The organism is Amycolatopsis vastitatis (genome assembly GCF_002234595.1).
GTDB lineage: Bacteria > Actinomycetota > Actinomycetes > Mycobacteriales > Pseudonocardiaceae > Amycolatopsis > Amycolatopsis vastitatis.
In genome coordinates this window covers 130799-144298 of sequence record NZ_NMUL01000049.1, presented here as the reverse complement: position 1 = coordinate 144298, position 13500 = coordinate 130799, and the positions used below count along the sequence as shown (strand labels likewise).

The following is a 13500-nucleotide window of genomic DNA, read 5'->3' as shown; positions in this document are numbered from 1 at the left end:
CCCGCTGCTGATCGACGGCACCGGCCGGCGCACCAGCGCCGCCTACGACCCCGAGCGGATCATCACCGGCTACAACCGGCCGCTTCCGGAACCGGCCGACGCCGTCGAGCTCGTCGTCGACGCCACCAATCTGGCCCAGGCCCGGTTGCTCGCACGCACGCACGCTCTGCGGGCGGGCCTGACCGACGACCGGACCGCCGACGCCGAACTGGTCGTCACCGAACTGGTGACCAACAGCATCGACCACGGCGGCGGCACCGGCCGGCTCCGGATCTGGATCGCCGACGGCCACCTCGTCTACGAGGTCCGCGACCAGGGCACCCTGACCGACCCGCTGGCCGGCCGGCACCCGGTCTCCCCCGGCCAGCACCGGCAGCGCGGCCTGTTGCTCGTCAATCACATGTCCGACCTGGTGCGGCTGCACACAGGCACCGGCAGCACCACCACGCGCGTCCACTTCCAGCTGTTCGGGTGATCGGTCCACGGGTGCGCGCAGCTGGTGAGCGATGCCAGCTCGCCGACACCGTGCGCCGGAGGTCACGTCGCCGTCTCGCGTAAAGACACCCCCGGTGGGTAATCCGACCTACAGCCGCTCCCGCGGTGACGCGAGACGGAAGAAGCACAATGACGGAAACGGCCATACCAAGACTGGGCGACGTGGCGAGCGGCCTGGCTGCCACGGCTGTGGCGGCCTTTCGGCTGCCGGCACTACCGGTACAAGATCTCTGGGCCGGTTCGGTCCTCGAGTCGGCCGCCGGGCACCACGTCGCCGGTGTCGCCGCCGGAATGTTCGGTGGACGCCTGCCGGCGGCCGGGCGGCGGACCGGTGAGGAGATGACCGTCCGGGCCGGGCGGCGGCCGGTCGGGCTCGACCACCGATCACTCGCCGCGGCCTTCCCGGGCGCGACGGGCAACCTGGTGGTCTTCCTGCACGGCCTCGTCGAGACCGAGCGCAGCTGGTTCCGCGGGACCACCTCGGCCGGCGACTTCGGCGCGCGCCTGGCCACCGACGTGGGTGCCAGCCCCGTGTACGTGCGGTACAACTCGGGTCGCCACGTGTCCGACAACGGCGATGACCTCGTCGCCCTGCTGTCCCGGCTGGTGGCCGCCTGGCCGGTCCCCGTCACCGACATCGTCCTCATCGGACACTCCATGGGCGGTCTCGTCGCGAGGAGCGCGCTCTACCGCGCTCAAGAACAAGACCTGGCGTGGCTTCCCTTGGTGACGCGGCTGGTGTGCCTGGGCACCCCGCACAGCGGTGCACCGCTGGAACGGCGCGTCGCCCAGTTCGCGGGTTTGCTCCGCAAGTCGCCGCTGGCTCCCCTGGCCCGATTGCTCGCGCTGCGCAGCGACGGCATCCAAGACCTCGCCCACGGCTACGTCCACCAGCACCAATGGGCTGACGACCCGGACGACGGCCGGCCGCTCGAACGGGCCTCACCCAGCGGCCTTCGCCGGCTGTTCGTGTCAGCGACGCTGTCCCGCACCGAGGGCAGCACTTGGGGCCGTCTGCTGGGTGACCTTCTCGTGCCCCCGGTCCGGCCCGGAGACCTGACCGAGGACGCCGACACCGCCTGGCTCGGCGGGCTGAACCACTTCGCTCTGCTTCGCGACGACAGCGTCTACGAGACGTTGCTCGATTGGTTGCGCACCGACGATGTTCCCGCGGGAGCGATCAGCGGGTAGCCGGGTCGGGAAGCTGCCTTCGAGTGCCGTTCGCCGGTCAGTGGCTGCCGGCGAGTTCTCCGGAAAGCTTGCCGTGCCGGCGCGCTGTCGGCGTCGAGCGCGACGATCTCCACGGTCTTGCCGCGGCCGGCGCCGGCCTCTTCCGGTCAACTCGTGAGTGCGTTCAGCGTATTCGTGTGGCTGCGGTTCTCTGGTTCGCTCAGTAGCGTGGGTGAATCACACGAGCGTGAACGCTTGGAAGTGTTCGGCGCGACGCTGCGCCGTCGCCGGCTCGAGGCGGGATTGTCCCTGCGGGCGCTGGCCCGGCAGTTGGGGCTGAGCGGGCACAGCGGCCTGGTCGACTACGAATCCGGCAGGCGGCTGCTGCCCGCCGACCTGCTCTCCGCCTGTGAGGAGGTGTTCGGCGACACGGCTGGAGAGCTGCGCCGGTTGTGGCAGGCTGTGCACGTCCGCCGGGCGCAGTCGGTCACGCCGGAGCATTCGGCACCGCCGGCGCGGGCCGTGCCGTTTCCGGCCGACCTCGCCGATTTCGCCGGCCGGGACTGGGAACTGGCGGAACTGGAGTCGCTGCTCGATCACCGCTCCGGCCAGGCGCCCTCGTTGATCGTGATCTCGGGACCGCCCGGGGCGGGCAAGACGAGTATCGCGGTGCACCTCGCGCACCGGCTGGCCGGCCGTTACCCGGACGCCCTGCTCTACGTCGATCTGCGCGGCACGGCACGCCCGCCCCTGGATCCGGTCGCGGCGCTCGGTCGCTTGCTGCACGGCAGCGGCGTGCGCGCCGCCGCGATCCCGGCCGAACGCGACGACCGGTCGGCGTTGCTGCGTGCGGAGCTGTACTCCCGCCGCGCGCTGCTGCTGCTCGACGACGCCGCGGACGAAGACCAAGTCCGGCCCCTGCTCCCGGCCGGAGCCCGGAACACCGTGGTCATCACCAGCAGGAGCCCCTTGGCCGGCCTGGAGTCCGCACATCACCTCTCGCTGACAGGCCTGCGCTCACCGGCCGCGGTCGAGCTGTTCGCCGCGATCGTCGGAGCGGCCCGGGTGCTGGCCGAGCCCGCGGCCGCGGCCGAGATCGTGCGGCACTGCGGCCTGCTGCCGCTCGCGATCCGGATCGCCGCGGCCCGCCTCGCCCAGTGGCCGGCGGCGTCCCTCGACCTGCGCTACCAATGGGAGTCGATGCGCGAGCTCGGCGAACACGGCCTCACGCTGGCCCGCGAGCTCGGCGACACCCAGCAGGAAATCTTCGCCCTCAACTGCCTCGGCCTGGCGCTGCGGGAATTGGGCCGCTTCGCTGAAGCGGCCGGCTGCTCCGAACGTGCGCTGACCTTGGCCATGGCCAACGGTGACGAAATGGAGCAGGCGACCTCCCACTACCGGCTGGGAGCCACCCTGATCGCGCTCGACCGCGCAGCGGAGGCGGTACCACATCTGGAAACCGCTATCCACCTCAACGGCAAGCACCACCAGCACTGGGACGAGGCCAGCAGCATCAACCGGCTCGCCTTGGCTCTGCGCGCCCTCGGCCGGTACCCCGAAGCAGTCGCGGGGCACGAGCAAGCGATCGCGATCTTCGAGTCCATCGGCGCGGTCCGCAGCACGGGCCTGGCCAGAACCCGCCTCGGGTTCGCCCTCTCCGACACCGGACGGCACACCGACGCGGCCGGACACCATCTCGCCCTTGCGCACTTCCGAGACGGCCACGACGAATGGGGCCAAGCCCTCGCCCGTTACGGCTTGGGCATCACGGCAACCGCCCTGGGCAAACCGACCGAAGCGGCCGAACACCTGCGGTTGTCCGCCTTGCTGTTCAAGAACCAGAACGACCCGCTGCGGCAGGCCCGGGCGATCGAACTCGTGGCCACGCTCCACGACGCCGGGAGCGACCGCGATGCGCAGACCCCGAATCGGGGCGGTGCCCGTGAAGGTGAACGGGACGGATTCGATCGCCCGGACGGTACGGACGGAGAATTCCGAGGGTGATCGTGTTTCCATCGTGACGACCGAGATCACGAAGATGTGAGGAGAAGGAATGCGCGTCGCACTGAAAATGGCCGTGGTCGGGTTACGGCCCTGGCTGCCGGAACACTGTCCGCCGGTTCGGCGTCGGCGCTCGACGCGGTGGCGGCGATTTCCCCGGCCTCGTCGTCGGCCACGACCATGAGCCTGAACCAGCCGGGCGACGGCCTCGATCCGGCCGCCGCGGGGTGCTCGGGCAGTGCCGTCACCGCGGACGGGGCCACCGTCCGGACGCCATACGGCACGCTCGAGCTGAGGTGGTCCGAAACCTGCTTGACCAACTGGGGCAGGTTCCTTCCGAGCCGTTCCGGTTTCCGCTTTGCGGTGTGGGTACACAGGCAGGAAGACAACCAGTCCTGCGGAGATCACTCAGGCAATGGCTGCGCGAGCCAATTGTGGGATGCGCCGACCGTGGCCTACAGCAACCAACTCTACGAGTGCAATTACCACATGCAGGCCGAGGTGACCATATTCGATGGGGCGAACCCCGCGCTCTGGTACGTCACGCCCTACATCGGTGGCTGCTGAGATCACGGAGATGATTTCCCACTGCTCCGAGGGCTGCTGAGCCGGCCTGCCAAGCACCGAGGCGTGCGGCGGTGCCCTGGGCACCTCACCCAGTGCGGCGGCCCTGGGCACAGGCGCCCTGAAAGGGGCGTTGGTACGAAGCGTCGCCGGAGCGGTTACCCCGAACCGGGACGACACGACTACCGTGAGAGAACGGGCCCAGGAGGTGAGCCGTGACCTTCCAGCGTGACGTGGTGGTGATCGGCGCCTCCGCGGGCGGGGTGGAAGCCCTGCGCGGGGTGGTCCGGCGGCTGCCCGCCGACTTCCCCGCCGCCGTCCTGGTGGTGCTGCACCTGGCCCCGGCCGCCCCCACCGCCCTGCCGCAGATCCTCGGCCGGGCGGGCCTGCTGCGCGCGGTCCCGGCCACGGACGGCGCGTCGCTGACCCCCGGCGTCATCCATGTGGCGCCGCCCGACCACCACGTGCTGCTCGACGGCGACACACTGGCCTTGACCCGCGGCCCGACGGAAAACGGACACCGCCCGGCGGTCAACGTCACCTTCCGCTCGGCCGCGCTCGCGGCCGGGCCGCGGGTGATCGGCGTGGTGCTGTCGGGCACGCTCCACGACGGGGCCGGCGGCCTCTGCACGGTCGTCGAACGCGGTGGCCTCGCCGTCGTGCAGGATCCGGCGGACGCGCTTTATCCGGGCATGCCGGAAAGCGCGCTGGCCCGTGTCCCGACCGGGCACGTGTACCCGGCCGAGGTGCTCGGCAAGGTCATCGACCAGCTCGTGCGACAGCGGGTGGAACCGGTTCCGTTACCGCCGCCCTCACCGGCTCTGCTCCTCGAGGACCGGATCGCGCGGGACGGGGTCCAGCGGAGCCCGTCGGCGAAGGCCGCGCCGGCCTCGGGCTACACCTGCCCGGACTGCCACGGACCCCTTCTCGAAAGCGGCGACGAGCCGGGGCACTACCGCTGCCGCGTCGGCCACGCCTGGACGGCCGAAGCCCTGCTCGCGGCGCGTGGCACCGAGTTCGAACGAGCCCTGTGGACGGCGTTGCGCTCGCTCGAAGAAAAGGGAGAGATCGCCGGGCGGATGAAGCGCGACGCCGAAGCCCGCGGGCACGCCCACATCGTCCGCCGCTACGCCGACACCGCGCGAGAGTGCGTGACCGCCGCTGAGACACTTCGCCGGTTCCTGTTGTCGCTCGATCCCTAAGCAGAGGCAAAGCCATGACCGGTGTGCGGCTTGCCCCGGAGTTCCGGGCCACGTCGACCGTGGTGACCGCGACCGGCGCACTGACGCTGGCGACGTACCCCCGGCTGCGGGACGGCGTGTTGAAGTTCGCCACGGACGCTCCCGGATGCCTGATCGCCGACATCCGCGGTCTCGACGTCGAGGACGCCAAGCTGCTGAGCGTGTTCTCCACGATCGCCATGCGGATCAGCGACTGGCCGGGTGTCTCCTTCTCGCTGGTTTCCGATCGCGCCGACCACCGGGCCGGGTTGAAGGAGCAGGTGATCGACCGGTTCGTCGCCGTGCACCCCGACGTGGCCGCTGCCGAAGAAGCGCGCGACCGGGCGCCGCGGCGGCGGGCCGTGCGGCAACTGGCCCCGTCGCCGCTCGCCTCGGGGGTGGCGCGACGGTTCGTCGGCGAGGTCTGCGCGGAGTGGGCGGTGCCCGGATACGTCGAGGACGCCCAGCTGGTCGTGACGGAGCTGGTCGAGAACGCCGTCCGGCACACCGGGTCCTCCCCGCGGCTGCGGCTGGAGCTGCGCCGCGGCGTGTTCAGCGTGGCGGTGAGCGACGACGACCCACGGCCGGCCGTACTGCTCGAACGCCTCGGCGTAGCCGAACCGGGCCTCGGGCTGCGGCTGGTCGCGCAGACCGCGCGAACCTGGGGCTGCAGCCGGTCGTGGGGCGGTGGGAAGGTCGTGTGGGCCGTGCTGGCCCGGCACGCCGGGTGACGCGACGCCGGGTAGCGTGTCGGGGCGTGACGGATCCCGGCCTGGAAGACGACGAGTTCGAGTCGGTGCTCGCCTACCTCAAGGAGTCGAGGGGCTTCGACTTCACCGGCTACAAGCGCAGCAGCCTGCGCCGGCGGGTCCTGCGCCGGATGAACCAGGTCGGCATCGACAACTACGTCGACTACATCGACCAGCTGCAGGTCAACGCGGACGAGTTCGCGGCCCTGTTCAACACCATCCTGATCAACGTCACCGGTTTCTTCCGCGACCCGGAGGCCTGGGAGTTCCTGCGCGAGCACGCCATTCCGGCGCTGCTCGCCGAACGCAGCCCGGAGGAACCGATCCGCGTGTGGAGCGCCGGCTGCGCCGGGGGCCAGGAGGCCTACAGCCTCGCGATCGCGTTCGCCGACGCGATCGGCGTCGAGGCGTTCCGCCAGCGCGTCAAGATCTACGCCACCGACGTCGACGAAGAGGCCCTCGCCCAGGCCCGGCACGCGGCCTACACGGCCGCCGAGGTCGAAGGCCTGCCGGAGGCGAAGCTCGAGGAGTACTTCGAGCTCCAAGGCAGCCGGTACTGCTTCCGCAAGGACCTGCGCCGGTCGGTCATCTTCGGCCGCAACGACCTGGTGCAGGACGCCCCGATCTCGCGGATCGACCTGCTCGTCTGCCGCAACACGCTGATGTACTTCAACGCCGAGACGCAGACCAAGATCCTCGAACGGTTCCACTTCGCGCTGGCCGCCCGGGGCCTGCTGTTCCTCGGCAAGGCCGAGATGCTGCTCAGCCACACCCGCATCTTCGAACCCCTCGACCTCAAGCGGCGGCTGTTCCGCAAGGCCGCCGGCACGCCCGCCGGCTACAGCCACTTCGTCACGCCCGGCCTGCCCACCCGCCGGCCGATCGACGTGTCCGGCCTGGAAGAGCTCCGCGAGAGTGCCTTCTCCGCGAGCCCGGTCGCCCAGGTGGTCGTGACGGCGGACGAGGTCGTCGCCCTGGTCAACCAGCAGGCGGAGATCGCCTTCGGCCTCTCCGAGCGGGACGTCGGCCGCAGCCTGTGGGATCTCGACGTCTCCTACCGGCCGGTCGCGTTGCGCCCCTACGTCGAGCAGGCCCGGCTCGAACGCCGCTCACTGCGGATCAAGGACGTCGAATGGCGGCGGGCCGGCGACGTCGCGTGGTACGAAGTCCACGTCAATCCGCTGGTGAACCGGGACAAGAGCCTGCTCGGCGTCTCGGTGGTGTTCCACGACGTCAGCTGGGCGCGGCAGCTGCTCACCGAACTCGAGCACAGCAACCGCCAGCTCGAGTCGGCCTACGAGGAGCTCCAGTCGACCAATGAGGAGCTGGAGACCACCAACGAGGAACTCCAGTCCACCGTGGAGGAGCTGGAGACCACGAACGAAGAGCTCCAGTCCACCAACGAAGAGCTCGAGACGATGAACGAGGAGCTGCAGTCGACCAACGACGAGCTGCAGACCATCAACGACGCCCTGCGCGACCGCAGCGTCGAGCTCGACGAGCTGAACGACTTCCTCGAGTCCGTGCTGACCTCGATCCAGGCCGGGATCATCGTGGTCGACGCCGAAATGCGGATCAAAGCGTGGAACCGCGGCGCGGAGGATCTCTGGGGTGTGCGGCGCGAGGAGGCCGAAGGCGCCCACCTCCTCAACCTCGACATCGGGCTGCAGCTCGCGGAGCTGCGGCCGGCGGTGCGGGATGCGCTCGCCGAGCCCGGCTTCCACACCGAGCTGAGCCTGAACGCGATCAACCGGCGGGGCCGGACCGCGACGGTCCGGCTCGTGTGCAGTTCCCTGCGCGCGGCGAACGGTCAGAGCCAGGGCGCCCTCCTGCTCATGGAGGAGACGCCGCAGACGCCCTGAGCCCGGCACGCGTGAACGGCCGGGGCACTCCAGGCATATATCGGCCAGGACGGGTTACCCTGAACCAGTCAGACGACGTGCCACTCCCCTGGCGTAACGCTACGGCCGTGTCCTGCGGCTGCGGAAAGGCGAGGGTCATGGCTGAAGTCCACCTGGAACTCACCCAGCGGTCACGCTCGACGGTGCTCACCCTGACCGGCATCCTCGACCTGCGATCTCACCCGACCGTGCGCGACGGCCTGCTCAAGGCCGCCACCGTGGCGCCCGACGGCCTGATCGCCGACGTCTCCGGGCTCGGTTTCGCCGGCGACGCGCAGCTCAGTGTCTTCGCACTCGTGGCCATGCGGCTGGGCGACTGGCCGGGAATCCCGTTCGCGCTCGTCACCCGGCGACCGGACCAGGCCGCACTGCTCCGGCGTTCGCCGGTAGCGCGCTACGCACGGGTGCACCGGGACGCGGCCGAAGCCGAGCGAGAGTTCGGCGACCCGGTGCGCCGGCGAGCGGTCCGGGAGTTCCCGCGCGCCGACACGACCGCGGCCCTCGCCCGCCGGTTCGTCACCGAAGTGTGCCAGGCGTGGGCCATCCCGGAACTCGTCGACGACGCGCGCATCGTCGTGACCGAGTTCGTGGAGAACACGCTGCGGTACACCCGCTCCCACCCCGAAGTCCGCATCGACCTCCGCCGCGGTATCTGCACGATCGCCGTCTCCGACGACGACCCCCGCCCTGCCGAACTGCGCGAGCGGCAGACGGCGACAGGACCCGGTCTCGGCCTCATGCTCGTGGCCCGGTTGGCCCGCGTCTGGGGCTGTAGCGGATCGTGGGGCGGCGGAAAGGTCGTCTGGGCCACCCTGCGCGTTTCCCAGGACGTCCGCGGAATCACCACGGCCGGTTCCGGAGAAGGACCGCGATCCCCCTGAAAGGGTGAGGCGTGCCCTTCTCGACCGTGTCAGGGTGGGACGAGTACGGTCGGAAAAGGCGGTTCAGCTCGCCAGCCGCCTTCAGCCCGCCGAGCTCCGGCCCGGCGGAAAACAGGCACTGTCCGGTGACCCCGCCGGCGTCTGCCTTCGTCGCCATAGGAGGAGGCCGACGGTCATGTCCACCGGAAAGTTTCCCGCGCAGCGTCCTCCGGCCACGGTGACGCTGACCGTGACCACCACCCGCGAGCGCGCGGTCGTCGCCGCGACCGGTGAGCTCGACAACGCGGTCGCCCAGCGCCTGCACGAATGCCTGACCCAGGAAATCCTGCTCCGGCCCCACGTTTTGATCGTGGACCTGTCCCGGGTGGACTTCTGCTCGGCCGGGATCGTCCGGGTCCTGCTGGACACCCACAGCCACGCCCGGGCGGAGGGCATTCCCTGCGCGGTCGTCAGCACCAGGCGCGCCGTGGCGCGGCCGATCTCGGCGCTCGGCCTCGGCCACCTGGTGCCGCTGCACCCCGACCTCGCGGCGGCCGAGGACTGGCTCACGATGGCGGAACCAGGCTTTTCGCCTTCGCCGGCGGGGTGAATCCGGTAAGGCGGAGCTTGTCGTGGGTCCTCCGGTTCCTGCGGTCGGCCGGCGGTACGCGGCGCCCTCAGCCGCGATCGAGCACCTGGCGCCTGAGTACCTCGGCGGCCTCGATCGTCTCGCGCGCCTGGGCCTCGTACCGCTCGGCGATCTGGTCGCTGCGGCGTTCCCAGGCCAGCGCGGCCAGCCGGCGGCACAGTGAGGCCTTTTCCTCGAGGGCGCGCATGCCGGTCCACAGGGCGTGCTCGACGGCGTCCCCTTGGGCGGCGACCAGCGCTTCGGCCGTCCAGGCGTGCCCGACCCGGCAGCGGTAGCGGACGCCGTGGTCGATGTCGGCGAGCACGCCGTGGCAGTCCGGGCACGCGAACTCCGAGGGGCCGCCCAAGGGACTCATCCCCTCTCCGAAGCGTCGCGCGCTCGCGATCTCGTTCTCCCACCGCAGCGACTCCGGCGCGGGCTCGGAAGCCGTCTCGGCCTGCTCGAGAGTGAGCTTGGCGAGCACCTCGCCGATCCCGGCCGCCGCCACCACGTGGTCGGGGGTCAGTGCCTGCAGCGCGTGTTCCGGCATGCTCGGGTACAGGGCATCCCGGGGGTCCTGGATCACCACCCGGCCGCCCCGTCCGGCGATCGCCTGCAACCCCGCCACCCCGTCGTCGAGCACCCCGCTGAGCAGCACGCCTGTCACCGCCGCACCCCTCGCGACCGCCGCCGAGCGGAACAAGGCGTTGATCGCGGGGCGGTGCCCGTTCTCGGTGGGCCCGTGGGAGAGGGCGACGGTACCGTCGGACACCAGCAGATGGTGGTCCGGCCGGGCGACGTAGACGCGCCCGTGTTCCAGCGGTTCGCCGTTGCGCGCGGCCTGGGCCGGCAGGGGGCCCGCACGGTCGAGGATCGCGGGCAGGGCGCTCGTGCCTCCGGACGGCATGTGCAGCGCGACGAGGACGGCGGCCGGAAGGTCGTGGGGCAGCTGGGCGACCATGGCCCGCAGGGCTTCGACACCGCCGGCCGAAGCACCGGCGACGACCACGTCACGCGGCCGGACTGTCATGGGAGCCTCCTCCCGATGGGAGTACCCAAACGACGGCGGGCAAACCCCCCTTCGCGGGGGTTTCCCGCCGCTGCCCCTCCTGATTCGCCGGTGGTCTTGCGCGAACTGGTGAACGCCGGACATCCCGTGCCGCTGCTGCTGCGCGATGGTGTGGTCGAGCCGGTCGAGCTGGAGGCCGACCTGCTCTTCGGCGTCCGGCCGTACCGGTACCGGGTGCAACGGCTGGACCTGCGCCCCGGCCGGAGTCAGTCGGCGATGCCGACGGTGTGCCCGGCGGTTTCCGGCTGGTCGAGGACGCGCAGCAGACAGTCCGCGACGTCGGCGCGGGTGACGTACCGGCCGCCGGGGAGGTTGCGGTCGAGGGCGGTGCGGTAGCGGCCGGTCGGCGGTTTGCCGGTCAGCTGCACCGGCCGGACCGCCGTCCAGTCCAGACCGCTATCGCGCAGGGCGTCCTCCATCAGTGCCAGGTCCCGGTACTGCGGGCGCAGGAAGGCCTTGAGGATGGGGTACAGCACGGCGCCGAGGAAGAACCGGTCCCCGGGGTCGCGCCGGGGCGGCTGAGGCCGCCCCGGCGCGGGAGTCGTGCCCACCGGGGCGGCGCTGACCACGACGAGGCGGCGGACCCCGGCCTCACGCATCGCCCGGATGATCTTCGTGGTGGCCTGGGACGCGACTCCGGCGGTGGCGTTGCTCGCCGGGCCGACCGCGGACACGACCGCGTCCGCACCGGAAACGGCGCCGGCGAGAATCGCCGGTGCGGCCGTGAGCAGGTCGGCGGACACGACCCGCCCGGGGTGCCCGGCCACCTTCGCCGGGTCGCGGACCACCGCGGTGACGTCGTGCCCGGCGGCGGTGGCCTGTTCGAGCAGGAGGCGGCCGATGCCGCCGCTCGCACCGAAAACCGTGAGCTTCACAACGAACCCCCGGTCGTCGAAGGAATCCGCGGTGACCTCCGCAGCAGGTCACGCCAGTCCGCCGGCCAGTTCGCCAGGCCGATGGCCGCCATGATGACCAGGTGGGTGGGTGCCGCGACACTCTGGTAGAGCTCGTCGTGGTTGACGATGTGGGTGGTGACCGCACCGGTGAGCAGCAGGACCAGGGTCGTGGCGGCGAGGAACCGGGGCCGGCGGCCGGGGACGACGAGCAGCACCGCGCAGACCAGTTCGATCGCGCCGACGACGAACCGGAACCAGGACGGATAGCCCCAGTCGGCGAACTTGACGGAGTAGGCCGGTCCGGTGAAGGTGGGGCCGGGCCAGAACTTGGTCACGGCCCCCAAGGCGAATTCGGCGGCGAGGAACCAGTAGAACGCGGTGCGCAGCCGTCGGGGCCACACTCGGGTGGGCATGGGTTCTTTCCTTTCGATGGGAACGGGCCCTTGATGGTCCCGGTGGCTGGTCATGGTGCGGCTGTCCTTTCCGGACTTCGGTGTGGTCACTGCTCTGACGGATGGCGGGCCGTGGAGGTAACCGGCTCCGGCGACCGGTTCGCGGGGCTGCCCGGGTTTGCCGGAGGACCCGGGCGTGACCGGAGGAGGAGCAGGGCGGCGATCACCGGCAACGCCAGGCCACCGCGGGAAAACCCGGGCTTCGGTCTGCGAAGTCGTGTCGGCTCTTCAGGAGGCCGTGGCCGCGTGGTGGACCGCGGCGGCCAGCCGGTCGTGTTCGGGATAGGACCAGTCGAAGGAGAAGCGGCGGCGGGTGTAGCCGAAGGCGATGCCGCCGACCGGGTCGGCGAACGCTTCCGAGCCCGCGGACCCGTTGTGGCCGAAGGCGTTCGCGCTCAGGAACGGGTAGCGCGCGCCCTTGGCCTGGAAGCCCAGCGCGTACTGGCCCGCCTCGCCGGTGACCAGGTCGCGGCCGGTGGAGTGGAGCATGGTGAACTCGCCCAGTGTGGCGGGTTCGAGCAGCGGGGCCCGTCCGTCCAGGCCGAAGGCCAGGGCCGCGTACATCCCGGCCAGCGCCCGGGCGCTGCCCACCCCACCGGCCGAGGCCTGGCCGAGCGCGCGCACCCGCCGGGTGTTGAGGAAGGCCACCTGGTCGAGGGGCGGGGTGGAGTTGAGGCCGTAGCCGATCCCGGTGAGGCTGTGCGGCCCCGGGACGTTCGCCCAGAACGCCGCGACCTGCTCCGGGTCGGCCAGCCCCGGCAGCACCTCCCGGTACCGGTCCTCCAGCGTCTCCGGCAGCCCCAGGTACAGGTCCAGCCCGTAGGACGCGCGCACTCGCTGTTCGAAGTGCTCCCCCAGCGACCGGCCCGTGGCCCGGCGGACCACCTCGCCCACCATCGCGAACGTCACGAACCCGCCGTAGCCGTAGGCCGAACCCGGCCGCCAGTAAGGCCGCTGCCCGGCCAGCCGTCGCGCGATCACCTGGTCGTCGGCGAGTTCTGCGGCGGTGAACCCGCCGTCGACACCGATCACACCGGACCGGTGGGTGAGCAGGTCCCGCACGGTGATCCGGTCCTTGCCCGCCGCGGCGAACTCCGGCCAGTAGCGGGCGACCGGGCGGTCCAGCTCCAGCACGCCGTCCTGCACCAGCAGAGCCACCACGAGGGTCGCGGCGCCCTTGGTCGAGGAATAGATCCCGGTCAGTGTGTCACCGGTCACCTCCTCGCCTGCCCACAGGTCGACCACCTGACGGCCGTGCACGTACACCGCCAGCTGTGCACCGGCCTCCGCGCCGACCGCGGCCGCGAATTCCTCGCGCACCGTCTCGAAACCGCTGGTCACCGTGCCGTGAACGTCGATGTCGCTCATTGTTCGAGCCGCTCCGATCATCGTGTTGCCGATTCGTCGGAGACATGACGTACGAGACGCCGGCCGTGTGACCACCCCCGGCGGTCCCCCTGCACGACCTGCTCGTCGGCAGCGACGACCGCACCAA

Annotated in this window: 13 protein-coding genes; 9 read left to right on the top strand and 4 right to left on the bottom strand. The window is 71.2% G+C overall.

Annotated elements, in window-relative coordinates; genetic code table 11:
- The 9 genes from CF165_RS39790 to CF165_RS39750 form a co-directional block, all read left to right on the top strand.
- Positions 1-475 (top strand): ATP-binding protein (locus CF165_RS39790; protein ID WP_143268779.1); only part of this gene is annotated, 475 nt, incomplete at its 5' end.
- 149 nt (positions 476-624) lie between these two features.
- The gene (locus CF165_RS39785; protein ID WP_093952750.1) at positions 625-1686 is read left to right on the top strand and encodes an esterase/lipase family protein; all 1062 of its coding nucleotides are present in this window, start codon (positions 625-627) and stop codon (positions 1684-1686) included.
- A 207-nt stretch (positions 1687-1893) separates the two neighbouring features.
- Positions 1894-3669, top strand: a complete 1776-nt coding sequence (locus tag CF165_RS39780) for a tetratricopeptide repeat protein (protein ID WP_143268777.1) — start codon at positions 1894-1896, stop codon at positions 3667-3669.
- A 138-nt stretch (positions 3670-3807) separates the two neighbouring features.
- Positions 3808-4233, top strand: coding sequence for a DUF2690 domain-containing protein (locus tag CF165_RS39775; RefSeq protein ID WP_093952748.1), 426 nt, complete (start codon positions 3808-3810; stop codon positions 4231-4233).
- 212 nt (positions 4234-4445) lie between these two features.
- On the top strand, positions 4446-5432 hold the full coding sequence (locus CF165_RS39770; RefSeq protein WP_093952747.1) for a chemotaxis protein CheB: 987 nt from the start codon (positions 4446-4448) through the stop codon (positions 5430-5432).
- 14 nt (positions 5433-5446) lie between these two features.
- A complete protein-coding gene (locus tag CF165_RS39765) occupies positions 5447-6181 on the top strand; it encodes an ATP-binding protein (protein WP_093952746.1) in 735 nt (244 codons plus the stop codon).
- Positions 6182-6207: 26 nt separating this feature from the next.
- On the top strand, positions 6208-8061 hold the full coding sequence (locus CF165_RS39760; RefSeq protein ID WP_158226897.1) for a CheR family methyltransferase: 1854 nt from the start codon (positions 6208-6210) through the stop codon (positions 8059-8061).
- Between the two features lie 137 nt (positions 8062-8198).
- Entirely contained in the window at positions 8199-8981 is a 783-nt protein-coding gene (locus CF165_RS39755) for an ATP-binding protein (protein WP_167441716.1), read from the top strand.
- Between the two features lie 175 nt (positions 8982-9156).
- Positions 9157-9570: an STAS domain-containing protein gene (locus CF165_RS39750; protein WP_093952744.1), complete on the top strand. Its 414-nt coding sequence runs from the start codon at positions 9157-9159 to the stop codon at positions 9568-9570.
- 67 nt (positions 9571-9637) lie between these two features.
- Here the strand turns inward: CF165_RS39750 and CF165_RS39745 are convergent, their stop codons facing one another.
- The 4 genes from CF165_RS39745 to CF165_RS39730 form a co-directional block, all read right to left on the bottom strand.
- Positions 9638-10618: a chemotaxis protein CheB gene (locus tag CF165_RS39745; RefSeq protein ID WP_093952743.1), complete on the bottom strand. Its 981-nt coding sequence runs from the start codon at positions 10616-10618 to the stop codon at positions 9638-9640.
- A 245-nt stretch (positions 10619-10863) separates the two neighbouring features.
- Positions 10864-11532, bottom strand: a complete 669-nt coding sequence (locus CF165_RS39740) for an NAD(P)-dependent oxidoreductase (protein ID WP_093952742.1) — start codon at positions 11530-11532, stop codon at positions 10864-10866.
- Positions 11529-11966: a DoxX family protein gene (locus CF165_RS39735; RefSeq protein WP_093952741.1), complete on the bottom strand. Its 438-nt coding sequence runs from the start codon at positions 11964-11966 to the stop codon at positions 11529-11531. The genes CF165_RS39740 and CF165_RS39735 overlap by 4 nt, the downstream gene beginning before the upstream one ends.
- A 267-nt stretch (positions 11967-12233) precedes the next feature.
- Positions 12234-13373, bottom strand: a complete 1140-nt coding sequence (locus CF165_RS39730) for a serine hydrolase domain-containing protein (protein WP_093952740.1) — start codon at positions 13371-13373, stop codon at positions 12234-12236.
- Positions 13374-13500: the final 127 nt, after the last annotated feature.

What these genes read in the sequence shown, in the direction of transcription:
- CF165_RS39785 (WP_093952750.1), top strand. Translation starts at nt 625, where the DNA reads ATGACGGAAACGGCCATACCAAGACTGGGCGACGTGGCGAGCGGCCTG.
- CF165_RS39765 (WP_093952746.1), top strand. Translation starts at nt 5,447, where the DNA reads ATGACCGGTGTGCGGCTTGCCCCGGAGTTCCGGGCCACGTCGACCGTG.
- CF165_RS39745 (WP_093952743.1), bottom strand. Translation starts at nt 10,618, where the DNA reads ATGACAGTCCGGCCGCGTGACGTGGTCGTCGCCGGTGCTTCGGCCGGC.
- CF165_RS39755 (WP_167441716.1), top strand. Translation starts at nt 8,199, where the DNA reads ATGGCTGAAGTCCACCTGGAACTCACCCAGCGGTCACGCTCGACGGTG.
- CF165_RS39735 (WP_093952741.1), bottom strand. Translation starts at nt 11,966, where the DNA reads ATGCCCACCCGAGTGTGGCCCCGACGGCTGCGCACCGCGTTCTACTGG.
- CF165_RS39730 (WP_093952740.1), bottom strand. Translation starts at nt 13,373, where the DNA reads ATGAGCGACATCGACGTTCACGGCACGGTGACCAGCGGTTTCGAGACG.
- CF165_RS39750 (WP_093952744.1), top strand. Translation starts at nt 9,157, where the DNA reads ATGTCCACCGGAAAGTTTCCCGCGCAGCGTCCTCCGGCCACGGTGACG.